At 40.6% G+C, this 23,324-nt stretch carries 18 protein-coding genes; 16 read left to right on the top strand and 2 right to left on the bottom strand.

Annotated features, from left to right (window positions below):
• Window positions 1–7 precede the first annotated feature (7 nt).
• The 10 genes from dnaK (at window position 8) to I6E78_RS08665 (ending at window position 12,003) form a co-directional block, all read left to right on the top strand.
• A complete protein-coding gene (dnaK, locus tag I6E78_RS08620) occupies window positions 8–1,924 on the top strand; it encodes a molecular chaperone DnaK (protein WP_197182298.1) in 1,917 nt (638 codons plus the stop codon).
• Between the two features lie 189 nt (window positions 1,925–2,113).
• Window positions 2,114–3,256 carry a molecular chaperone DnaJ gene (dnaJ, locus tag I6E78_RS08625; protein ID WP_182677957.1) on the top strand — a complete coding sequence of 381 codons (1,143 nt, stop codon included), beginning with the start codon at window positions 2,114–2,116 and terminating at the stop codon, window positions 3,254–3,256.
• Window positions 3,257–3,333: 77 nt separating this feature from the next.
• The gene (gene ybaK, locus I6E78_RS08630; protein ID WP_086995751.1) at window positions 3,334–3,795 is read left to right on the top strand and encodes a Cys-tRNA(Pro) deacylase; all 462 of its coding nucleotides are present in this window, start codon (window positions 3,334–3,336) and stop codon (window positions 3,793–3,795) included.
• Window positions 3,796–3,851: 56 nt separating this feature from the next.
• A complete protein-coding gene (locus tag I6E78_RS08635) occupies window positions 3,852–4,103 on the top strand; it encodes a hypothetical protein (protein WP_041454920.1) in 252 nt (83 codons plus the stop codon).
• A gap of 164 nt (window positions 4,104–4,267) precedes the next feature.
• Entirely contained in the window at window positions 4,268–4,531 is a 264-nt protein-coding gene (locus I6E78_RS08640; protein WP_041454922.1) for a CBU_0592 family membrane protein, read from the top strand.
• 149 nt (window positions 4,532–4,680) lie between these two features.
• Window positions 4,681–6,411: a sensor histidine kinase gene (locus I6E78_RS08645; protein WP_011329989.1), complete on the top strand. Its 1,731-nt coding sequence runs from the start codon at window positions 4,681–4,683 to the stop codon at window positions 6,409–6,411.
• Window positions 6,404–7,768, top strand: coding sequence for a sigma-54-dependent transcriptional regulator (locus I6E78_RS08650; RefSeq protein WP_011329990.1), 1,365 nt, complete (start codon window positions 6,404–6,406; stop codon window positions 7,766–7,768). Before I6E78_RS08645 ends, I6E78_RS08650 begins: the two co-directional genes overlap by 8 nt.
• A 188-nt stretch (window positions 7,769–7,956) precedes the next feature.
• Window positions 7,957–8,916, top strand: a complete 960-nt coding sequence (locus I6E78_RS08655; RefSeq protein WP_197182332.1) for a porin — start codon at window positions 7,957–7,959, stop codon at window positions 8,914–8,916.
• Window positions 8,917–8,927: 11 nt separating this feature from the next.
• Window positions 8,928–10,403: an SLC13 family permease gene (locus tag I6E78_RS08660; protein WP_197182299.1), complete on the top strand. Its 1,476-nt coding sequence runs from the start codon at window positions 8,928–8,930 to the stop codon at window positions 10,401–10,403.
• A gap of 178 nt (window positions 10,404–10,581) precedes the next feature.
• The gene (locus tag I6E78_RS08665; protein ID WP_197182300.1) at window positions 10,582–12,003 is read left to right on the top strand and encodes a coniferyl aldehyde dehydrogenase; all 1,422 of its coding nucleotides are present in this window, start codon (window positions 10,582–10,584) and stop codon (window positions 12,001–12,003) included.
• Between the two features lie 118 nt (window positions 12,004–12,121).
• On the opposite strand, the gene I6E78_RS08670 is transcribed toward I6E78_RS08665, so the two are convergent.
• Entirely contained in the window at window positions 12,122–12,847 is a 726-nt protein-coding gene (locus I6E78_RS08670) for a tetratricopeptide repeat protein (RefSeq protein ID WP_193038794.1), read from the bottom strand.
• 512 nt (window positions 12,848–13,359) lie between these two features.
• Between I6E78_RS08670 and I6E78_RS08675 the strand changes: the two genes are divergently transcribed.
• On the top strand, window positions 13,360–14,223 hold the full coding sequence (locus I6E78_RS08675; RefSeq protein ID WP_197182301.1) for a DUF6279 family lipoprotein: 864 nt from the start codon (window positions 13,360–13,362) through the stop codon (window positions 14,221–14,223).
• A gap of 131 nt (window positions 14,224–14,354) precedes the next feature.
• Window positions 14,355–15,386, top strand: coding sequence for a GGDEF domain-containing protein (locus I6E78_RS08680; RefSeq protein ID WP_192532311.1), 1,032 nt, complete (start codon window positions 14,355–14,357; stop codon window positions 15,384–15,386).
• 3 nt (window positions 15,387–15,389) lie between these two features.
• On the opposite strand, the gene I6E78_RS08685 is transcribed toward I6E78_RS08680, so the two are convergent.
• Window positions 15,390–16,328, bottom strand: a complete 939-nt coding sequence (locus I6E78_RS08685; RefSeq protein ID WP_011329997.1) for a LysR family transcriptional regulator — start codon at window positions 16,326–16,328, stop codon at window positions 15,390–15,392.
• A 118-nt stretch (window positions 16,329–16,446) separates the two neighbouring features.
• Here I6E78_RS08685 and I6E78_RS08690 point away from each other — a divergent pair, with 118 nt between their 5' ends.
• The 4 genes from I6E78_RS08690 to I6E78_RS08705 are packed head-to-tail and all read left to right on the top strand — an operon-like array spanning window position 16,447 to window position 23,221.
• Entirely contained in the window at window positions 16,447–17,616 is a 1,170-nt protein-coding gene (locus I6E78_RS08690) for an efflux RND transporter periplasmic adaptor subunit (RefSeq protein WP_197182302.1), read from the top strand.
• Window positions 17,617–17,625: 9 nt separating this feature from the next.
• A complete protein-coding gene (locus tag I6E78_RS08695) occupies window positions 17,626–20,778 on the top strand; it encodes an efflux RND transporter permease subunit (RefSeq protein ID WP_089369231.1) in 3,153 nt (1,050 codons plus the stop codon).
• Complete coding sequence (locus tag I6E78_RS08700; RefSeq protein WP_197182303.1) at window positions 20,771–22,183, top strand: TolC family protein; 1,413 nt, start codon at window positions 20,771–20,773, stop codon at window positions 22,181–22,183. Before I6E78_RS08695 ends, I6E78_RS08700 begins: the two co-directional genes overlap by 8 nt.
• 9 nt (window positions 22,184–22,192) lie before the next feature.
• Window positions 22,193–23,221: a zinc-binding dehydrogenase gene (locus I6E78_RS08705; protein ID WP_193038590.1), complete on the top strand. Its 1,029-nt coding sequence runs from the start codon at window positions 22,193–22,195 to the stop codon at window positions 23,219–23,221.
• Window positions 23,222–23,324: the final 103 nt, after the last annotated feature.

Here is a 23,324-nt window from a genome sequence, read left to right on the forward strand (position 1 = left end):
AAATTTCATGGGTAGAATTATTGGAATAGACTTAGGTACTACAAACTCTTGTGTTGCAGTACTTGATGGTGGCAAAGCACGTGTTATTGAAAACGCGGAAGGCGATCGCACAACCCCGTCTGTTATTGCTTATACGCAAGACGGTGAAACTTTAGTTGGTCAGCCAGCTAAACGTCAAGCGGTTACTAACCCAACAAACACAGTATTTGCTATTAAGCGTTTAATTGGTCGTCGTTTTGAAGACGAAGAAGTACAGCGCGATATCGGCATCATGCCATTTAAAATTGTTAAAGCCGATAACGGTGATGCATGGGTTGAAGCGGGCGGCGAAAAACGCGCTGCACCACAAATCTCTGCTGAAATCCTGAAAAAAATGAAGAAAACGGCTGAAGACTTCTTAGGTGAAGCAGTAACTGAAGCAGTTATCACAGTACCGGCATACTTTAACGATTCACAGCGTCAAGCTACAAAAGATGCGGGTCGTATTGCTGGCCTTGAAGTTAAACGTATCATCAACGAGCCAACTGCTGCAGCACTTGCTTACGGCATGGACAAAAACCGTGGTGAAAACATTGTTGCAGTATACGACTTAGGTGGCGGTACTTTCGATTTATCAATTATTGAAATTGATGAAGTTGAAGGCGAGCACACGTTTGAAGTACTTGCTACAAATGGTGACACGCACTTAGGTGGTGAAGATTTCGATAACCGCGTAATCAACTACCTAGTAGCTGAATTTAAGAAAGACCAAGGTCTAGACTTAAAAACTGACCCACTTGCAATGCAACGTGTTAAAGAAGCAGCTGAAAAAGCGAAGATTGAACTATCTTCTGCACAATCTACAGAAGTAAACCTTCCGTATGTAACTGCAGATGCGACAGGTCCTAAGCACATGAACGTGAAACTAACACGTGCTAAGCTTGAGTCACTTGTTGAAGACTTAGTAACTAAGTCAATTGAACCATTAAAACGTGCACTTGCTGATGCTGATTTATCAGTAAGCGACATCAACGACATTATTCTTGTTGGTGGCCAAACACGTATGCCTTTTGTACAAAAAACAGTTGCTGAGTTCTTTGGTAAAGAGCCACGTAAAGATGTTAACCCTGATGAAGCTGTTGCAGTAGGCGCGGCAATTCAAGGTGGTGTACTAGCTGGTGACGTTAAAGACGTACTATTACTAGACGTTTCTCCATTATCTCTAGGTATTGAGACAATGGGCTCGGTAATGACAGCACTAATTGAGAAGAACACCACGATTCCTACTAAGAAATCGCAAACTTTCTCAACAGCTGAAGATAATCAGTCTGCAGTAACAATTCATGTACTGCAAGGTGAGCGTAAGCGTTCAAGCGACAACAAATCTCTAGGTCAATTTAACCTAGAAGGTATTCGTCCAGCACAACGTGGTACACCACAAATCGAAGTAACATTCGATGTGGATGCCGATGGTATCTTACATGTATCTGCTAAAGATAAAGATACAGGTAAAGAGCAAAAAATTACGATTCAAGCATCTTCAGGCTTAAGTGATGAAGAAGTTGAACAAATGATTCGTGATGCTGAAGCGCATGCTGAAGATGACAAAAAATTCGAAGAGCTAGTAGCGACTCGTAACCAAGCAGATGCAATGGTTCACGGTACACGCAAGCAAATTGAAGAAGCTGGCGATGCACTTCCAAGTGAAGACAAAGAAGCGATTGAAGCGGCTGTAGTTGACCTTGAAACTGCTATTAAGAGTGACAAGAAAGACGAAATTGAAGCTAAAACTCAAGCGCTTGCTGAAAAGTCTCAAAAGCTTATGGAAATTGCACAAGCTAAAGCTCAACAAGGTTCAGCTGACGCAGGCGAGCAACAACAATCTGCTAAGCAAGATGACGACGTAGTTGATGCAGAGTTTGAAGAAGTTAAAGACGACAAGTAATTGTTGCTTACGCTTCTAGCTAACACAAAGCACTGTAACTTAGTTAAGTGTTTAAGTTAGAATGAACGATTGAGGCGCGCAGGCAATAGCTTGACGCGCCTTTTGCATGAGAATTAGGTGGTAAATCGATACGATTTATCGGTTTATCAAGCAGCCTAGCTGCAAATAGAAAAGAGTAGTGTGGTAGATATGTCAAAACGCGATTATTACGAAGTCCTCGGCGTAAGCAAAGATGCGAGTGAGCGAGACATTAAAAAAGCGTATAAACGCTTAGCGATGAAATATCATCCAGATCGTACTTCAGGCGACAAAGAGCTTGAAACAAAGTTTAAAGAAGTAAAAGAAGCTTACGAGATATTAACTGACGCGCAAAAACGTCAAACTTACGACCAATACGGCCATGCAGCTTTTGAGCAAGGTGGCGGCGGTGGTGGTCATGGTGGTTTTGGCGGCGGTCATGGCGACTTTGGCGATGTTTTTGGTGATGTTTTTGGCGATATTTTTGGTGGCGGCGGTGGTCGACGTCAATCTCGTCAGCAACGTGGATCTGATTTGCGTTACAACATGGACTTAAGCTTAGAAGAAGCGGTTCGTGGTAAAGAAGTCGAAATTAAAATACCAACCTGGGTAGGTTGTGATCCATGTGATGGCAGCGGTGCAAAGGCTGGCTCTAAGCCTAAAACATGTACTACGTGTCATGGTGCTGGGCAAGTACAAATGCGCCAAGGCTTTTTTGCTGTTCAGCAAACGTGTCCTACGTGTCAGGGGCAAGGTCAGATTATATCTAACCCTTGTGACAGCTGTCATGGACAAGGCCGCGTAGAAAAAACGAAAACCTTATCGGTTAAAATTCCTGCGGGTGTTGATACCGGCGATCGTATTCGCTTAACTGGCGAAGGCGAAGCGGGAATGCATGGTGCGCCTTCTGGCGACTTGTACGTGCAAGTATCTGTTCGTGAACACCGTATTTTTGTACGTGACGCAAATAACTTACATTGTGAAGTTCCTATTAGCTTTACTACAGCGGGTCTTGGTGGCGAAATTGAAGTGCCAACACTTGATGGTCGCGCTAAGCTTAAAATTCCTTCTGAAACACAAACGGGCAAAATGTTCCGTATGCGTGGCAAAGGCGTTAAATCTGTTCGCAGTGGTGCAATAGGCGACTTAATTTGTAAAGTGGTTATTGAAACACCAATAAACCTGAACGAACGTCAGCGTGAATTATTAAAAGAATTAGAAGAAAGCATGGGCAAAGATAGCTCAAAAAACCGTCCTAAAGAGCAAGGCTTTTTTGATGGTGTTAAAAAGTTTTTTGATGATTTAACTAAATAATTAATGTGTTTTATAATATTAAACGGCGCTTTTTAGAGCGTCGTTTTTTTTTGCTTAAAATAATAGCGTAGCAACATATGACACCAGCAATAGAGTTACTGAAAAAACAAAAAATTGGTTTTGAATTATTAAGCTATGAGCACGATCCAAACACCACTAACTTTGGCCTTGAAGCAGCCCAAAAGCTCAACCTTAATAGGGATCAGGTGTTTAAAACCATAGTGCTGGAAAACCAAGATGGACAGCTCATAGTCGCCATTACACCTGTTTCTCAGCAAGTTAACTTAAAGCTGCTTGCCTCATTGTGTGGCGCTAAAAAGGTAGCTATGGCTGCGGCAAAAAAAGTGCAAGCAAGCACAGGTTATGTATTAGGAGGCGTGAGCCCATTGGGACAAAAAAAACGTCTTGCTACTTTTTTGCACAGCAGCGCTGCACAATTTGCATGTATTTATGTAAGTGCCGGTAAACGAGGCTTAGACATTGCAATTAACCCCCATGAGTTAGCCAAATTAACAGCAGCAGTGTTGGGGGAGTTTTAATCAGCATTGATTTTATAACGCTTAGTTAATTAAATTACTGCAAAAATGGAGGACAAATGGCAAAGCCAAATAAAAAAGGGCCAACCAAAACGGTCGATATATTTTGCTCAAGCTGCAGGGCACCTTTATTTAAGTATCGTAAAGGGGGAAAAGGTGCGTTAGTTAAATGTTTTATTGAGCGCATTAGCCAAGATTATACTAAGCAGCCTTGTATTTGCCCAAAATGCGAACGCCCATTTGCGCGGCCCGCGATTATTAAAGGCACTGCTGCGTATAAAATGATTGGTGGAAAAGTTACTTTTAAATAAGGCATCTGTTTATTTCAATATTCCGATTAGGGCGGACATAAGCCCTTGATTGAATTTGCTACATTGATAAACTTAACCGGTTTTGCTGTTTCAATGATTGAAAAATACCCTCCCCACGGATCGGGCCAGTCAATTGGGTTTTTAAAATGGAAAAGGATAGACGTGTGATTGCACTTTTATTTGATATTGTAGGTATGACGGGTACTGCTTTAGTAGTGGGTTCATTTTTTTTGTTACAACTAAATAAAGTATCACCAGCGAGTTTGCTTTATAACATGATGAACTTAACCGGCGCTATATTGCTGCTTATTAGTCTTTGTTATAACTTTAATTTAGCCAGTTTTGTAATTGAAATATTTTGGATTGCAGCCTCTTTAATTGGTTTATATAAATATGTTAAAAATAAACCAAAGCTAGGCAAAGCTTAATTATACTTTTATACCGTGAAATTGCCTTATTTCACGGTTTTTATGTTTTTAATACAATTGTTAACAAAAAGTTTATATCTCTCTTTGCATTATGCAGATAAACTATACCCCATTATTAATAGCTAACATTACCCGTTTTATAGGCGTTTATGTTCTTCATTCCTAAAAAAATTATTTTCGCATTTTTATTGCTACTCTTGTTGTTAACAGTCACTTTTTGGTTTGGTCGAATACATGACTTAGAGCAAGCAAAAAAACAAGCCGACCAACAAGTAAGCCAATTAAATAACTACATTGATAATGAGCTTGCTCGATTTGCTGCGATCCCGCAATTACTCACCAATAACAACTTACTCATTCGCTTTACTAATAACGAAGAAGAGCATTATAGCGCTATTAACAACTACTTAGCGGATATACAAAAAGCCAGTGGCGCATCTGATATTTATATACTTAATACTCAGGGCGAGGTTGTTGCGAGCAGCAATTGGCAGGCCGATTATACTTTTTTAGGTAGTAACTTTTCATTTCGACCGTATTTTAAACAAGCATTTGCGGGTGAAAAGGTAGCTTATTTTGCGCTTGGTCAGCGTTCAAAAGAGCGTGGATTATATTTTTCGCAGGCTATTTATCATGAAGGTAAAGCAATTGGGGTTGTGGCGCTAAAAGTAAATGTTGCTAAATTTGAAGACGACAGATCGCTGCTTAATACGGCAGCAGGTAGTCATTTTTATTTACAATTAGCAGATAATGTTATTGCTATGTCGGATGAGCCTAATTGGCGTTTAAACAGTTTTCAAGAGCTGGATATTGCAGCCAGGCGGGAAATAAATCAACGTCGTGCTTATTTAGACTACCAGCCGGGTCTTATTCCTTTACAACAATTTAATAGCCAAAACATTGCACAATTTAAAATTGCTAAGCGTTTATATGTAGTGGCCTCTAAGCCATTAAAACACTTTAATGCCCAAATGAACGTATTAGTAGATGTTTCTAACATAGCAGCCATGCAGCTACCTCGGTTGTTATGGTTGATGATTTTTTATTGTGTGTTTATTTTTATCGTTTATAGCTTACTTGCACGTTTTGCTGGTTATAAAAAACTACTTTATTCTAGGCACAGTTTAGAGCAAAAAGTGATTGAGCGTACCCAAGCACTTGAAAAAGCTCAAACCGCTTTAGTACAGTCTGCAAAACTTGCCACCATAGGGCAATTAAGCGCAGGCATAAACCATGAAATTAACCAGCCTTTGTGTGCCATGAACGCTTATTTAGCCAGTGCAAAAATATTGCTAAATAAAGGTAAGTTAACAGCATTAAACGAGAACTTAGTCATTATTGAGGGCTTAGTAGAGCGGGTGCATAAAATTGTTGCGCAATTAAAACACTTTAGTAAACCTTCAAAAATGCAACTAAGGCCGCACCCCTTGTCGGCATTATTAAATAACGCTTTAATGATCACTCATTCACAACTAAAACAAGATGATATTAGCGTTATTCCTCCGCAGTTTGAGCAAAATATTACCGTTTTGGTCGATTCGCTTAAGTTTGAACAAGTATTAGTTAACGTTATTACTAATGCATCGCAGGCAATGAGTAACTGCGCAACGCGGCAATTAAGTTTTGAAGTTGAATGCTTTGATGGACGCGTAAAACTGTCGATATTAGATACAGGATCTGGCATAGAACACCATACTTTAGGCTCTATTTTTGAACCATTTTATAGTACCAAGTCGAGTACCGGTTTAGGCCTTGGTTTATCAATATCTAAGCAAATCATCGACTCGTTTGATGGTCGTTTAAGTGCGCATAATCGCCCAGAAGGGGGGGCGCAGTTTATTATTTGTCTTTGGAGTACTGCGGAGTCACAACATGATTGAGCCACTGCTTTGTAAACAGGTAATGGTTATTGATGATGAGGCGATGATCCGCGATTCGTTAAATCAATTACTCACTTTGGAAGGCTACCAAGTTCAATGTTTTAGTGATGGGGCAACGGCGCTTAGTCGCTTAAGCCGAGGCTATAGCGGCGTGGTCCTTAGCGACATTAATATGCCAGCAATGGACGGGCTTACGTTACTTGAGCAAATAAAAGCGTTTGATAGTGAGTTACCGGTTATATTTTTAACTGGGTATGCCGATGTGTCGGTGGCGGTAAAAGCGATGCAGTTAGGCGCTTATGATTTATTTGAAAAACCCCTTAACGAGCATTTAATAGATTGTATTGCTAGAGCGTGCGATAAACGCAGCCTGGTAATGGAAAACCGCGCTCTTAAACGCGCGGTAGAAAAAACCTCAGCGCCGGGTGTGCGTATTTTAGGTGATACGCCTAAAATGCAGCACATGATGAAGCTGCTTAATACTGTGATAGATACTCCTGCAGATATATTAATTGAAGGTGAAACTGGGACTGGCAAAGAGCTGGTTGCACGTTACTTACACGACCACAGTAACCGTTCAAGCTGTCAATTTGTGGCGATTAACTGTGGTGCTGTGCCAGAGCAGCTCATAGAAAGTGAACTGTTTGGTGCTGTAAGCGGTGCATACACTGGGGCCACAAAAAATAGAAAGGGTAAATTTGAATTTGCCCAAGGTGGCACTGTTTTTTTAGATGAAATAGAAAGCACCCCGTTGTCGTTACAAGTAAAGTTACTGCGTGTACTAGAGGAGCGAAAGGTAACGCCGGTTGGCGCTAATCATACCGTTAACTTAGATATTCGCATTGTTGCTGCTACTAAAGTTGATTTGCTGGCATTGGTGAATGAAGGTGGGTTTAGAGCCGATTTATATTATCGCCTTAGTTTGGTCAAAGTAAGCATTCCAGCGCTGCGCGATCGAAAAGCTGATATTCCTTTATTATTTAAGCATTTTAGCTCAATTGCGGCAACGCGGTTTTATAAACCACTTGGGGCATTAAATGTAGAGTTAGAACAACGTTTATTAGCCTATGACTGGCCAGGTAACGTGCGTGAACTAAGAAACCAAGCAGAACGAGCAGTATTGTTAGGGCCTGAATTAGCATTTGCGCAAAGTGATTCAGCTGATCAACAAGTGTTATCACAAGATTTAAGTTTGGCCGAAAAGGTCAGTTATTATGAGCAATCTTTAATAGAAGAAGCGTTAGAGCGTAACCATGGCAGTATAAAAAACACCATGGGCACGCTGCAAATTGCGCGTAAAACCTTGTATGACAAAATGAGTAAATATGGTCTAAATCGGGATATGTTTACTGATTAGGGCATGTAGTAGTGTGTGATAAAGGTGATGTTTTTAAATAAAAGTGTGCGGATATCCGCACACTTTTTTGCTTTAAAAACAGTGTTAATCATTTAACTTGCTGAAATTTATGTTTATTTAGTAGTTGGCCACCATTTTGCTTTAATGGGTGTACAACAATAAGTAGATTCTAATTTTTAGGACACATGATGATAAACAACACACACGTTAAACGCTCTGCGCTTGCTTTATTGTGTAGCATAACTGCCTTACCTAATATGGTATTAGCTGCTGAATATTCTGTGTATGGTAAAGCAGAAGTACAAATAGCTAAAACCGATACAGGCGTTATGCGCTACGCCGATGAAGGCACACAAATAGATGCGCCATTTTCACGCATAGGGATCAAAGGACAACACACACTTAACGAGTACGTTAGCGCAGTATTTAAATACGAAGTACAAGTAAAGGGCTTTGAACATGACGATACTAACGAGCCGTTTGCAGCGCGTAATACCTATTTAGGTTTAAAAGGTGCGTTTGGTGAAATAGTTGTCGGTAGAAACGATACCCGCTTTAAATACTCAGAAGGTAAGCTGGATAATTTTAACGAAACACAAGCCGATATAGCACAAGTTATTGCTGGGCAAGACCGCCTTGGCGATACCATAACTTACACATCAAACTATTGGCATAATGCTCAGTTTTCATTTACTTATGCCCCCAAAGACGATAATAAAGATAACCAAGCGGGTTTTGCCGCTACACTTATTTACGGTGATCGTAATTTAAACAATACGCCATATTATATTTCTTTAAGCCATGTTGACTCACTTAATAATATTAAAGCGAGTCGGATTGCAGGTGTTTATAAGTTTGAGCAGTTACAGCTAGGTGCTTTGTATCAACACTCAGAGTCAATAGATGGCACTAAATCAGGCAATGGCTATGTACTAAGTGCAAGCTATACATTAGATAAATGGGTTCCTAAATTACAGTTTGCAAAAGATGACTCAGCACTGCGTCAAGAGTCAGAAGCCACTCAGTGGAGTACAGGTTTAGACTATATATTTGATAAACAAACCACGGCTTATCTTTTATATACAGACTTAGACTTAGAAGAAAACGCCGATAGCAGCTTAGCGCTTGGTCTTAGGTACAAATTTTAAGGTTTAGATAAATGACACAACAAATTTTGCAAAATAACGCGCCTAAAAACCAATTTAAGCAATGGTTATTACTGCTACTTGGGCCAAGCATAATGCTATTGACCTGTTTACTCGATCCCCCTACGGGCATGTCCAGTGCAGCGTTTAAAACTGCTGGGTTAGCATTTTGGATGGCGTCGTGGTGGGTAAGCGAAGTAGTGCCTATTCCGGCGACTGCTTTATTGCCACTTGTTATATCGCCACTGGCTGGTATAGCAGGTATGAAAAGTGTAGCCGCGCCTTATGCTCATCCATTAATATTTTTATTTTTAGGTGGGTTTTTAATTTCTATCGCAATGGAGCGCTGGGGGTTACATAAACGCATAGCACTGAGCACCATGTTGTATGCAGGCACTAAGCCTAGCTTACAAATATTAGCTATGATGCTGGTTACGGCTTTTTTATCTATGTGGATGTCAAATACAGCCACTGCAGTGATGATGCTACCAATAGCTTTGTCTATTACACATTTAGTAAAGCAGTCAGATCCTAGCAATGAAGGATTTGGTAAAGCTTTACTACTCTCTATTGCTTATGGTGCCAGTATTGGTGGTATTGCAACATTAATCGGTACTCCGCCTAATGCATTAATGGCAGCTTACTTGTCCGATAGCTACCAAATAGAAATTGGCTTTGCACAGTGGATGCTAGTCGGTGTACCACTGGCGGTAAGTATGCTGTTTATTAGTTGGATTTGGCTTACAAAGTTTGCATATAAAGTAGACGCAGGTATTAAAAATAATCAAAAAATAGACACCAAAGCTGTATTTACTGAACAATTAAAAGCACTTGGTGAAATGCAACGCGCCGAAAAAGGCGTGTTATTTGTATTTGTGCTTGCTGCCGCGTGTTGGATATTTAGACCTATGCTAGGCGAGTTTAGTGGTTTGAGTATTTCTGACACCACTATTGCGATTGCAGCGGCGTTATTATTATTTGTATTGCCTGCAAATAAAGGCACTAACGAGCGTATTTTAGATTGGGAAAGTGCTGCTAGAGTGCCATGGGGCGTATTATTATTGTTTGGTGGTGGCTTAACACTTGCCTCGCAAATAAAGTCATCGGGCTTGGCGCAATATATTGCACAAATGATTCAAGGCGCGAGTGCTATTCCTCTCGTTATGAGTATTTTAGTGGTCGTTGCATTAATAACATTTTTAACCGAAATCACCAGTAACACCGCCACCGCGGCTGGTTTTTTACCCTTACTTGGCCCCGTTGCAGAATCCATTGCAGGCTCACCACTTGTGTGGGTTATTCCGGCGGCGATTGCCTGTAGTTGTGCATTTATGATGCCAGTAGCCACCCCGCCAAACGCAATTGTGTTTGGCTCAGGGCAAATACAAATGCGCGACATGATACGCGCAGGCTTTGTGCTTAATATTGTGGCAATTGTTTTAATTACCTTAGTAACAATGACAATTGCAGCGCAAGTATTTGGCTTTTAAATTACGCAGCTATTGGCTGCTAAACAACAGCCAATAGCTGCAACAGTTACCACTTAGTTCCAACCAAAACCAGAGTAGTTTTGTATATAGTTCAATACTATGCAAAATTACTCTTTATTGCTCGTATTACAGAACAAGGTTATAGTCTCAAATAACTTTAAAATTTGAGTAATCTATTTTGACTATCGACGCACCGCAAACACCTTCGTTAACTACACAATTTGATGAGTTACAACAGTACTTTATAAAAACTCCTTACTTGTCGATTAATAAACGCATCACAGTGTTAAAGCAATTGCGCAGTCGTATTGTAGAGTTTGAGCAAGAGCTGATAGACGCAGTATCAAAAGACTTTGGTTATCGCACCGCATTTGACACCTTGCTAGGCGATATATTACCCACCATGCAAGCCTTAGCGCACACTATAAAAAAACTACCAAAGTGGTCTAAACCAAGCAAGCGATCAGTAGGTTTAAGCTTATGGCCTTCAAAGGTGAGCGTAACATACCAGCCTAAAGGCGTGGTTGGCATTATAGCGCCTTGGAATTACCCAATACAGCTTGCCATTGTGCCTGTTATTACCGCATTGGCAGCGGGTAATCGTACAATGTTGAAGCTCAGTGAGTTTACCCCCCACACCAATCAAGTGCTTGAAAAGCTATTTAGTGGTGAACTAGAGCAGCATTGTAAATTAATACAAGGGGGGAGTGACGTTGCTAGTGAGTTTTCATCGCTGCCATTTGCACACCTGTTTTTTACAGGCTCAATTGCGGTAGGTAAGTTAGTAATGGGCGCTGCAAGTGCTAATTTAACGCCAGTTACCTTAGAGCTTGGCGGTAAATCGCCTGTTATTATTACTGAAAAAGCAGATATTAAAAAAGCGGCGCAAGCAATACTCTTTGGTAAAATGGCCAATGCTGGGCAAATTTGTGTTGCCCCCGATTATGTATTTGTACCCAAAGAGCTTGAGCATCAATTGGTGCAACACTTGTGTGAATTATATAAAAAACACTACAAACAAGGGGTAGAAGGTAAAAATTTAACCTCTATTGTAAGCGACGCTCACTATGCACGCTTATCTGGTTATTTAGAACAAGCACAGCAGCTAGGCGCAACCATAATTAAACCTCTTGAAGATAACCAGCAAGACCCAGATAAACATCGAATGGGGCTACATATTGTCACCCAAGTAACCGATGACATGCAATTAATGAAAGATGAGCTATTTGGCCCAATATTACCTGTAATGAGTTACACCAACTTAGAGCACGCAATAAGTTATATAAAGCAGCATCATCACCCATTAGCCTTGTATATTTTAGGGCAAAATAAACAAATTCAAGAATATATTATAAAGCAAACACTAAGTGGTACTGTTGCGGTTAACGACACCTTAGTGCAAGTAACTGCCGATGATGCGCCGTTTGGTGGAGTGGGGCATTCTGGAATGGGGCATTATCATGCTGATGAAGGGTTTTTAACCTTTAGCCATGCTAAAAACACGCTGGTTTCTGGATCATTCAATCCACGTATCGGCATGCTACTTAAACAAAGCAAAGTACTAATTAAGTTATTAAAGTGGCTTTATATTAAAAAGTAGTGAATATAACAAAAAGGCTAAACTCATCTTACTGTATTAGTTAGTATTAGCGAGCTTAGCCTTGTTATTTAAACGCTGTTTTAGAGCAATTAATTAAAACAGCGTTTAAAGCAGTTTATTAAAACAACCGCCCTTCACCAGCGTAAGTGCCGGCTAAAATTCTGGTATAAATAGCGTCGGCTTTTTCTTTTGCTTCTTCCACTTCTTTGGGCAGCATTTTTTGCTCGTCGAGCTTGCGACTATGGCTTGCTTGCATATTGCCGTTATACTCGGCAATGGTGTTCCAAATATATGACTTTTCTAAATTCTTAGGCATGCCTAAGCCTTCAAAGTACATTAAAGCTAAATTAAATTGCGCCAAAGTATAATTATTGGCTGCAGCTTTTTCATACCACGTTTTAGCAAGTTCATAATCTACGCTTACGCCATCACCATTGGCATACATAACGCCTAGGTTAAATTGTGCAGCGGGTAGGTTTTTGTTTGCCGCTTGTTCAAATAACTTTATTGCCATTTGTTTGTCGAGTTTTACCCCGTTGCCTTCATCGTATAAAACGGCTAAAGCAAACATAGAATCGGGGTGATTTTTTGCTACCCCTTGTTGATAAAGTTGAGCAGCTTTACGGTAGTCACGCGTTACACCATACCCACCTTCATACAATTTACCCAGCTCATAAATACCAGGGGCAAAGCCTTTATCTGCTAGGTAATTAAACTCTTTTAGTGCTTGTGCAAATTCGCCTTCATTAGCGGCTTTGATCCCTTCCTCTAACCCAGCATGAGCGAAAGGGCTACTAAGTAAAATGCCAGCTAGGAGTAAGGTTTTAAAATTAAACTGTGACATAAGAATGTCTCCAATAAGTGATAGTTGCAATGTGTACTATTTAAACATTATTCTATTTAAAATTTTGCGCTAAATGAGGTAATGCAACGTTTAAAAATTAAGTGCAAAGTTTATTGCTTGTTATGCATTACGCTGGCTTTAGTATTAAGCACCGCATTAGCAAATGCAAAGTACGCTTATTATAGCTTAAAGCCGAGCAGAGTTGTTTTAGCAGTGTAAGATACAGATATTACAAAAAATTTAAAGCAGTAAAAAAAGCCCTTTCGGGCTTTTGGGTCATATCAACCGTCACTAATATGAAAAATGAAGATGTAAGCTAAACTTTGTTTATTAAAACCTGAGCTACATAAGTATTACGTGCTTAAATAAAATAACAGCATCCGTGCTTAAAGTTCATCCTTGGGCACTGAGGTCGGTACATTTAACTTATGCGAGTGATTATCAGTTAGATTTAAATTAAAGTCAAATGCAAATAAAAACTATTATCAAGTTTGTGTGTGCGCAGGAGAGTTATGTTAATTAAAATAAATACAAAAAAAATAATACATGCAATGGTAGTCATCAGCTTTGTACTTTTAGCTAGCTGCTCTACTTCTTTTGCTTATAACAATTTACCTTGGCTATCATCATTTTGGGTAGATGACTACATAGACCTAAACAGTAGCCAAGCAAAACAGCTTAAAATTATAATTAAACAAACCCGTAATTGGCATCGTCAGGTAGAGCTGCCTAAGTACAAGCAAGATCTTATCAAGTTACAAAAAACATTTAATAGTGAGTTTAATATCAGCGATTTAACACAGCAGGTTACTGTAGCTAAATTGCATTGGAGCAATTTATTAGTACAGGTTAAAGCGCCTTTAATAGAATTGGCTAAAACACTCAGTACCAAGCAACAACAAGAGCTTGTAACTAACATACAAGCTAACTTAGCTGACGAGTTAAAACAGTATCAAGAGCAAACGACGCAACAACTTAGCGAAGAGCGCCTAAAAGAGCAGCTTAGTTATTATAAAGATTGGTTAGGGAAATTAACTAAGCAGCAAACACAGCTTATAACAGTAGCTAACGAGCAGCATATTAATACCTTTGTGCTTTGGCAGCGTTATAAGCAAAATAGGTTAAACGCACTGCAACAGGCTTTTAATTATGAGTTGCGTAATGTTGAGCAGTTTGAGCAGCAAATGAGCATTATAATTACCGATCGTGAATATTTTATTAGTGAAGAATTAGCGGCCAAAAACCAAGCTAATTTAATGGCTCATGTAAATTTGCTTGTTAGTTTAAATAGTACTTTATCGGATAAACAACGCCGCCACGTAAATAAGCACTTTGCTGAGTTGATAGAGACGGTGGACGATCTTATTGCTGATTAGGTTTTTTACGCAGTACAGTAACGAATTTGTATATAATTATTTACTAATATGCCTAATGTTATGGGCATGCTGTTTTGTTATATTTATGTTTCACGTTAAACTAATTTTTTATTTTTTATCAAGTTTCATAAATGGATATAGCAGCACTTAATAGTACAGAGTTTTTAAGGAAAAATGTTCTCAAATGGGTCAGCTTATGCTTTGGTTGCTTGGCGTTGGTATTTGCAGGTTTTAATCTTACTGTGAATAATTTAAGTGTGCTTGGTTATTTTGAAGTTGTTTTTTCGCTGTATTGTTTTTGCATTTATTTTCGTTTGGGTAAACACCCGGTGCAAGTTTGGCAGTCTGTTGTTATGTGTGCCTTTATTTCTTTTATTGTGGTTTTTGGAGCTTATATAGCCGCACCTAGTAATGGGGTGTTTGTTTGGGCGTTTGTGCTGCCTACTTTGTATTATTTATTACTAGGAAAAAACTATGGATTTATTTTTTCCATTGTTTTGCTCAGCTTGCAAAGTATTGTATTAATTAATAAATCCTCGTTAGCTCCTTTTACTTCTCTTAATTTATGTTTAAATATATTATTTGCTTATATTGTTATTTGGGCTATTTCACATACATTTGAAAGTAGCCGCTCGCAGTTTTCAAAAAGACTTAAAAACCTTGCCATGCTTGATCCTCTGACCGGAGCGGGTAATCGTTTGGCAATGAATCATTATTTTTCGGTTGAGTTACGTGAGCGTGCCCAGCTTTACTTGTTTTTAGTTGATTTAGATTATTTTAAGCAAATAAATGATAAATACGGCCACGATGTGGGCGATAAAGTATTGATAGAAGTAGCCACGCTATTAAAAGTTACTTTTGCTAAAGGTTATGTTTTTAGGGTCGGGGGCGAGGAGTTTGCACTTATAAGCTCGTTTAATAGTGAGCATGCAGCGCTTGCTGTTGCCGAAAAAGTAAGAGCTGCACTGGAAAATAAATACATAAACGTTGATAACTATAAAATAAACCTAACAGCAAGTATTGGCGTTGCAAATTATAAACCCCAACAATCACTCAATGAATTGCTTAAAGCAGCCGATAAACAGCTTTATAAAGCCAAAGATTTAGGGCGCAATAGCGTTTATTATCCAGCGGTTAAAAGTGACAAAACAGCGCTTATATAACGATTAATACATGTGATCAAAATTTGGGATACTGTTTTCCCAAATCGGTTTATCTTTGCCTAAATACTCGCGCACAGCATCAAAAAATAGTCGCGTTCTGACCGGCAAGTCGCGATGCGGATATAACGCATACATAGCACTGTGGTCCATTATTTTTATATTGGTAAGTAATGGCACTAACTCGCCATCAATAACTTCGTTATCGAGTAAAAATGCAGGCGCCAAAAAGTAACTGGTGCCAGAGAGTGTTTTCATTAGCAATACTTCAGCGTCGTTAGCCCGAAACACACTCCTTATTTTTTGCTCGCAAGCCTCACCTTTATCGTTATAGTAATTTATTGCATCCACTCTAAATGCATTGCTTTTATAGCTTGCCGCCGGTAATTGAGCCAGATCGCTCATAGTTTTAGGCATGCCATAGGTTTTTACAAATTCAGGTGTTGCTAATATTAATAAACGATTACGGGCAATTTTACGCGCAATGAGCGATGAATCTTTTGGCTCGCCAATTCTAAATGCTAAATCAAACCCTTCAGATACTATATCGACCAAGCGGTCATCTAAACGTAATTCTACTTCTACTTGTGGAAAGCGTTTTTGAAAATCATTAATAACAGGTTGTAAATAACGGCGACCAATAATGGTTGACGCTGTTATTTTTAATAATCCACGCGGCTCTTGGTGATAGTTTTCGGCCATGCGCAGGGTTTCACCTAGCAGCTCTCTAAGGTCGGCTGCTTTTTTTATCATTTCGGCGCCCGCTGCAGTAAGCGAAAAAGAACGTGTTGTTCTGTTTAACAACCTCACGCCAAGCTCATCTTCTAAACGGCTAATTTGTTTTGATATAACGGAGCGGTCAATATTACGTATTTCAGCTGCTTTGGCAAATGAGCCTTGTTCAACCACTTCAAGTAACATTAAAAGTCGACTAGTTGTATCCATAATATTACCTAAAATAGTTCATTGATGCCATTTTGGCATTAATGAATTTAGAAATCTATTATTTTTGTCAGCACGATTGTTCCGTACCATGCAACGCTAATTATAAAGGAGCGTCGTAATGAACAAACATTTAATTGCTGTAGCACTGGCTACAGCATCCTTAACACTTACAAGTTGTGCCGATGAAAGCACGACTCAGTCGGCTCCAACAGCGCAACATCAGCCAATAGATGTTGCCAAGGTTATTGTTAAACCGGTACAAAGCTGGCACACCTACACAACTCGCTTAGAATCGCCTCAAGAAGTTGCTTTAATGCCACGAGTATCGGGTGTTATCGACAGCATCGAGTTTAACGAAGGCGAGTTGGTAAATAAGGGCGACGTGTTATTTCAATTAGATAACCGTTCATTTACAGCCAAGGTTGCCAGCCTTGAGGCGCAAGTTAACAGTGCAAAAGCAGCGCTTGAACAAGCAAGCAGTGAAGCAACCCGTGCGGTACGCTTAACGCAGCGTAAAGCTATTTCAACTGAGCAAGCACAAGCACGTACTTCAACACTGCGCCAACGCGAAGCGCAACTAGCGGCGCTACAAGCACAGTTAACATCGGCGCAGCTTGATTTAGAATTTACCTCAGTTGTATCGCCTATAGATGGCATTATTTCGCGCGCTAATATTACTAAAGGTAATAATATTTTAGCGGGGCAAAGCGTATTAACGTCGATTGTTTCAAATGAAAAAATGTACGCTTATTTTGATATAGACGAGCGCACTTGGAATTCATCGTTTAATGATGTTAGTGCAGCAAGCCGCCAACCTGTGGTAATGCAAAAGGTAGGTCAAGATGATTTTGCTTATTCAGGTTACATCAACTTTATTGACAACCAAATTAACGCCGCTACGGGTACTTTACGCGTGCGAGCAGTGTTTGCAGATAATAGCGGGCAGTTACGTGCAGGCTCGTTTGCGCGTATTAAGTTAGCCGCTAATGCAATTACTGAAACAGTGATAGTGCCAGATAGAGCAATAGGTACAGATTTAAAAAATCGCTTTGTACTTACGGTCGGCGAAAACAATATTCTGCAATATAAATTAGTAACCGTTGGAGAGCGTTATGGCTCATTACGCGCGATTACTGCAGGCCTTACAGAGGGTGATGTGATTGCTGTAAATGGCCCCGCTCGCGTCGGACCTGGTATGCCAATTTCTCCTAATACCGTCACTATTGATACCAGTGGAATTGCATTTACTTTAGGTAATAGCAACAACCAGTTAGTCGCTAAACAATAAGGTTTATTGATGAAGTTTTCGCACTTTTTTATCCAGCGCCCAATATTTGCGGCGATGTTGTCGTTAATCATTTTAATAGCAGGGGGAATTTCATTATTTCAACTGCCAGTAAGTGAATACCCAGAAGTTGTTCCACCTACCGTAGTGGTAACAGCCAGTTACCCGGGGGCAAACCCAACCGTTATTGCACAAACGGTAGCAACGCCATTAGAGCAAGAAATTAATGGCACCGAAAACATGTTGTATATGTTTTCACAAGCCACTAGTGATGGTCGTATGACCTTAACGGTGACGTTTGCGCTTGGCACCGATTTAGACCGAGCACAAGTACAAGTACAAAACCGAGTAAATAGCGCATTGCCGCGTTTACCACAAGAAGTACAGCGCTTAGGCGTGGTAGCCGAAAAGTCATCGCCCGACTTAACCATGGTGGTGCATTTATATTCTCCTGAAAACACCCACGATACGGCGTATCTATCAAATTATGCCGATTTAAATATTAAAGATGAAATTGCACGCTTATCGGGCGTAGGTGATATTCGCCTGTTTGGTGGCGGTAAATACTCTATGCGTGTGTGGCTTAATCCCGATGCTTTAGCATCGCGCGAGTTAACCGCATCGGATGTAGTAAGTGCACTGCGCTCACAAAACCAGCAGGTTGCTGCGGGTAGCTTAGGCGCTCAGCCAATTTCGAACGACAGCCAGTTTCAAATATTGTTAAATGTTAAAGGTCGTTTAAACAGTATTGAAGAATTTGAACAAGTTATTATTAAAGTAGGTGAGCAAGGGCAGTTAACCCGTTTATCTGATATAGCTCGTGTAGATTTAGGGCAAGACACTTATGCACTGCGCGCTGAGCTTGATAATCAACCAGCACTGGCTATGCCAATATTCCAACGCCCGGGTTCTAATGCAATTGAGCTCTCTGATCAAGTACGCGAAACCATGGCGCGTTTAGCGAAAGACTTTCCTACCGGTGTTGAATACGACATAGTGTACGACCCTACAGTATTTGTACGCGGCTCTATCGATGCGGTAATTACTACCTTGCTAGAAGCAATCGCATTGGTTGTTATTGTGGTGATTGTATTTTTACAAACATGGCGTGCATCTATAATTCCATTGATTGCGGTGCCTGTTTCACTCATTGGTACTTTTGCAGTGATGCAGTTGCTGGGAGTGTCTATTAATACCTTGTCGCTGTTTGGTTTAGTATTGGCCATAGGTATTGTGGTAGATGATGCCATAGTAGTGGTAGAAAACGTTGAGCGTAATATTGAAAAAGGTCTGTCGCCACTTGAAGCAACCCGCGTTGCCATGAGTGAAGTAACCGGCCCTATTATTGCAATTGCCTTGGTACTTAGTGCGGTATTTATTCCTACAGCATTTATTACCGGGTTGTCTGGGCAGTTTTATAAGCAATTTGCCTTAACCATTACTATTTCTACTATTATTTCAGCTTTTAACTCGCTGACTTTATCCCCAGCACTCGCTGCATTATTATTAAAACCCCATGACGCAAAGCCAGACGCTTTTACGCGGTTGTTAAATAAACTATTTGGCCGTTGGTTATTTGCACCCTTTAATCGCGTGTTTAATCGTGGCGCTAAAGGCTACGAAAAACTGGTACAAAAGCTGATCCGCATGAGCGTGGTGGTCATGGTTGCTTACGTTGCTTTAGTGGGCGGTACTATTAAGTTATTTGACTCTGTACCCGGTGGCTTTATTCCTCAGCAAGATAAACAGTATTTAGTGGCGATTGCACAGCTCCCTGATGCTGCGAGCCTAGATCGTACCGAAGCGGTTATTAAACAAATGCAACAAATAGCGCTAGAAGTGCCCGGCGTTGCCCATACGGTTGCCTTTCCGGGGTTATCGGTTAACGGTTTTACCAACAGCCCTAACAGCGGTATTGTATTTACGCCTTTAGCTCCTTTTAGTGAGCGGACTGATCCTAGCCTATCTGCCATGGCAATTGCAGCGCAACTTAATCAGCGCTTTGCAGCAATTGACGAAGCATTTGTAGCGGTATTTCCGCCGCCGCCTATTCAAGGTTTAGGCACCACAGGTGGCTTTAAATTACAAATTGAAGATAGAGCAAACAAAGGCTTTGAAGCATTATTTAATAGCCTACAGGCGGTAATAGCCAAAGCGCAACAAGACCCTGCATTAGTTGGCCTGTACTCAAGTTTTCGTATTCAAGTACCACAAATGGATATAGATATAGACCGTGAACAAGCGCTTATTCAAGGCATACCACTGGATGAAGTGTTTAATGCGCTACAGATATATTTAGGCTCAGTGTATGTAAACGACTTCAACTTATTTGGCCGTACTTACCAAGTCAATGCGCAAGCTGACGCCGATTATCGCGTTGATCCAGAACAAATATTGCATTTAAAAGTACGAAATCGTGCGGGTAATATGGTGCCATTAGGATCAGTGTTAACGGTAACTCCTACCATAGGCCCAGACAGAGTAATGCATTACAACGGCTACCCAAGTGCAGAACTTAATGGCAGCCCAGCGCCAGGTTATAGCTCAGACCAAGCGCAAGTTGCGATTGAAAAAGTACTTGCCGATACGCTACCTTCAGGTATTGAATACGAGTGGACCGAAGTAACCTATCAGCAAGTACTTGCGGGTAATACTATGGTGTATGTATTTCCGTTAGTGGTACTACTGGTATTTATGGTGCTGGCTGCACAATACGAAAGCCTACGTTTACCATTGGCAATTATAATGATTGTACCTATGACCATATTTTCGGCGCTAATTGGGGTGTGGTTTGTGGGCTCAGACAACAACATATTTACGCAAATTGCATTAATTGTGCTGGTGGCTTTGGCCTCTAAAAACGCGATACTTATGGTGGAGTTTGCCAAAGATCAACACGAAACCGGTTTATCACATTTAGATGCCATGTTAGCGGCATGTCGAATGCGCTTACGCCCCATATTAATGACCTCAATAGCCTTTACCGCGGGCGTTGTACCATTAGTATTAGCAACGGGTGCGGGAGCCGAGATGCGCCACGCTATGGGTAATGCTGTATTTGCAGGCATGATAGGAGTAACCGTATTCGGCTTATTATTTACCCCGGTATTTTATATGTTAGTAGCCAATAAAAAGCAAAAAGCACAGCAGGTATCACATGATTAAATTAGTGCAAAAAAACCTTAAAACGTCGCTTACCACAAGCGCTATATTGATTGCTGCTATGTTATCGGGTTGCGCCGCTAAAATTGACGCTGCCAGCGAGCAAAACGTGGTTAGTGAGTTTATAGCTAGTGCCAATATAGCCAGCGAGCTTAATAATATTGATGAGACAAACTGGTGGCAAAAGCTAGAATCAGCTCAGTTAAATCAGTTGGTTACAGACGCATTAGCCAATAACCACAATTTACAAACCAGTCAGTTAGTACTTAAAAGCGCCTTGGCGCGCTTAGGTGAGCAACAAGCGCAGTATTTACCGCAAGGCGGGGTAGAAATTGGCGCGCAGCGCAGTGGTTTAGGCGATACTAACAGTCGTCAATCGAGTGCTAATTTAGCACTTAATTGGCAGCTCGATTTATTTGGTCGTATTACGGCATTGGTTGATGCAGCGAATGCATCGGCCATGAGCCAAGCCGAGCAAGTGCGTTTATTGCAAATTGAAGTGGTTTCGTCGGTTGTTAAAGGCTTTGTGAGCTATCAAGGTAATGTACAAAAGCAGCACATTGTTACGTTGCAAATAGACGCACTAGAGCAAAGTATTGCGGTACTTCAAGCCCAGGTTGATGAAGGCGTAGCAAACGAGCTTGATTTAAACCGTACTATGGCACAACTTAAGCAACAACAAGCACTAATGCCGGCAATTGAATACGCTAAGTATCGCGATTTATCTACACTGGCTGTGCTTAGCGGACGACTAGCACAAAATGTTAAACTCACTAATGAGCAAGCCATTTTAGATCATAAATTTACCGTATCGTTAAATGATGCTAATGAATCTATCGCACTTAGGCCCGATATTAGCCAAGCACTTTATGCATTTAGCCAAGCAAATAGTTTAAGTGTTGCTGCAAGTAAAGCGTTATTACCAGATATAAGCTTAAGTGGTTTTGCAGGCGTGCTTAGTATTGGTAGTAATAGCTTTAGTGATACACAGCAGCAATGGCAGGTGGCTCCGCAAATTCAGTGGTCAATACTGAGCTACCCGGCATTGTTAGCGCAGCGCGACGCACAGCAGTTTTTAACCCAAGCGGCTTATAGCGATTATCAACAAGTGATACTCCAAGCGCTGAGCGAAAGTGAACTTTCTTTGCAATTGTTGGTCAACCAAGCTCAGCAAAAGAGCTTTGCTGAGCAGCGTTATCAGTTTGCGAATAATGCATTTTTACAAGCGCAAGCAATGTACGAAGAAGGGCAAATTCCTTACTTAGAGTTGTTAGATGCGCGTCGGGATGTTCTAATAGCTCAAGAAAATGCTGTTGATTCAACGATTTCATCACTGCTCGCTAAAGTAAATGCTTACCAATCATTTAACGGGCGATGGAGTTATGCGTTAAATAATACTAACCAGTAGAGTTTTTTGATGTCTGATACTGATATTTCACCGCAATACACGCTACCGCAGACTATGCGAGCAATTGTATTGCCTGAGCCTAATGAAAAAATTTGTTTAGCCGATGTTGAGTACGCTGTTCCTGAGTGTGCAGACAACGAGCTGCTTATTAAAGTTGAATATGTTGGCTTAAACCCAGTTGATGGCTTGTTTGCTAAATCGGGTTTTTGTAAGTGGCAATATCCACATATTTTAGGGCTTGATGCCGTTGGCGTAGTGGTAAAGGCTGGTAAAGGTGTTTTTCCGGGTGTTGGCACGCGTGTAATGTGGCATGCCAGTATTGGCGATCAAGGGGCGTTGAGTGAATATACCAAAGTAGCTAACTACGCTGTATCGGTTGTTCCTGCTGAGCTTGCAGGCGATATGGCGGCTACTTTACCTTGTGCCGGTATGGCTGCACTTATAAGCCTAGATAAAATTAATATTACCGAGGGCGATACCGTATTAATTGACGGCGGCGCAGGGGCTGTAGGGCAGTTTGCCATTCAGTTTGCAAAGCAGCGCGGTGCCGACGTATTTACCACAGCAGCTAAGCGTAATCATAAATTGGTAAAACAATTAGGCGCCGATGTGGTATTTGCTTACCACGATAAAGACTTATGCGAAAAAATTCGCCGAGAGCTTGGCCCACAAGGCTTTGATGCGGTAATAGACACCGTTGGTGGCGCCTCTACAATACGCAATATAGAACTAATGCGTTTTTGTGGGCGAATTGCTTGTTTAAACCCATTGCCACATTTTGAACAAGAGCTAATGTATCGTCGAGCACCCAATATTGGTGTTGTATCCTTAGGAGGTGCTTGGTTAGCAAATAGTTTATGTGCCCAGCAACGTTTAAGTTTTATGGGTAACTTATTGATAGAAGGTGCTTTGAGTGGTGACATTAAAACACCCGAAATTACAGCTGTCGACTTTAACGCACAAGCAGTATCAGCAGCACTGCATAAACAATTAGACGGCGGTTTTACCGGCAAACAAGTGGTTAAAATAAGCACTTAGTTAATTTTATAATTGAGCGGATACTAATTAACGCAGCATATAATTATGCTGCGTTTTTTTATGCCCGTTAAAGTCGCTTTATCTTTAAGGCGTGATTTAGCTA

Origin of the sequence: Pseudoalteromonas sp. NZS127 (genome assembly GCF_015864805.1) — a bacterium.
Lineage (GTDB): Bacteria > Pseudomonadota > Gammaproteobacteria > Enterobacterales > Alteromonadaceae > Pseudoalteromonas > Pseudoalteromonas nigrifaciens.

Excerpts from the sequence above, each read along its gene's own strand:
- I6E78_RS08675 (WP_197182301.1), top strand. The coding sequence starts at position 13,360 with ATGTTAATTAAAATAAATACAAAAAAAATAATACATGCAATGGTAGTC.
- I6E78_RS08635 (WP_041454920.1), top strand. The coding sequence starts at position 3,852 with ATGGCAAAGCCAAATAAAAAAGGGCCAACCAAAACGGTCGATATATTT.
- dnaK (WP_197182298.1), top strand. The coding sequence starts at position 8 with ATGGGTAGAATTATTGGAATAGACTTAGGTACTACAAACTCTTGTGTT.
- I6E78_RS08685 (WP_011329997.1), bottom strand. The coding sequence starts at position 16,328 with ATGGATACAACTAGTCGACTTTTAATGTTACTTGAAGTGGTTGAACAA.
- I6E78_RS08670 (WP_193038794.1), bottom strand. The coding sequence starts at position 12,847 with ATGTCACAGTTTAATTTTAAAACCTTACTCCTAGCTGGCATTTTACTT.
- I6E78_RS08700 (WP_197182303.1), top strand. The coding sequence starts at position 20,771 with ATGATTAAATTAGTGCAAAAAAACCTTAAAACGTCGCTTACCACAAGC.
- ybaK (WP_086995751.1), top strand. The coding sequence starts at position 3,334 with ATGACACCAGCAATAGAGTTACTGAAAAAACAAAAAATTGGTTTTGAA.
- I6E78_RS08680 (WP_192532311.1), top strand. The coding sequence starts at position 14,355 with ATGGATATAGCAGCACTTAATAGTACAGAGTTTTTAAGGAAAAATGTT.
- I6E78_RS08660 (WP_197182299.1), top strand. The coding sequence starts at position 8,928 with ATGACACAACAAATTTTGCAAAATAACGCGCCTAAAAACCAATTTAAG.
- I6E78_RS08650 (WP_011329990.1), top strand. The coding sequence starts at position 6,404 with ATGATTGAGCCACTGCTTTGTAAACAGGTAATGGTTATTGATGATGAG.
- I6E78_RS08690 (WP_197182302.1), top strand. The coding sequence starts at position 16,447 with ATGAACAAACATTTAATTGCTGTAGCACTGGCTACAGCATCCTTAACA.
- I6E78_RS08695 (WP_089369231.1), top strand. The coding sequence starts at position 17,626 with ATGAAGTTTTCGCACTTTTTTATCCAGCGCCCAATATTTGCGGCGATG.
- I6E78_RS08655 (WP_197182332.1), top strand. The coding sequence starts at position 7,957 with ATGATAAACAACACACACGTTAAACGCTCTGCGCTTGCTTTATTGTGT.
- I6E78_RS08645 (WP_011329989.1), top strand. The coding sequence starts at position 4,681 with ATGTTCTTCATTCCTAAAAAAATTATTTTCGCATTTTTATTGCTACTC.
- dnaJ (WP_182677957.1), top strand. The coding sequence starts at position 2,114 with ATGTCAAAACGCGATTATTACGAAGTCCTCGGCGTAAGCAAAGATGCG.
- I6E78_RS08705 (WP_193038590.1), top strand. The coding sequence starts at position 22,193 with ATGTCTGATACTGATATTTCACCGCAATACACGCTACCGCAGACTATG.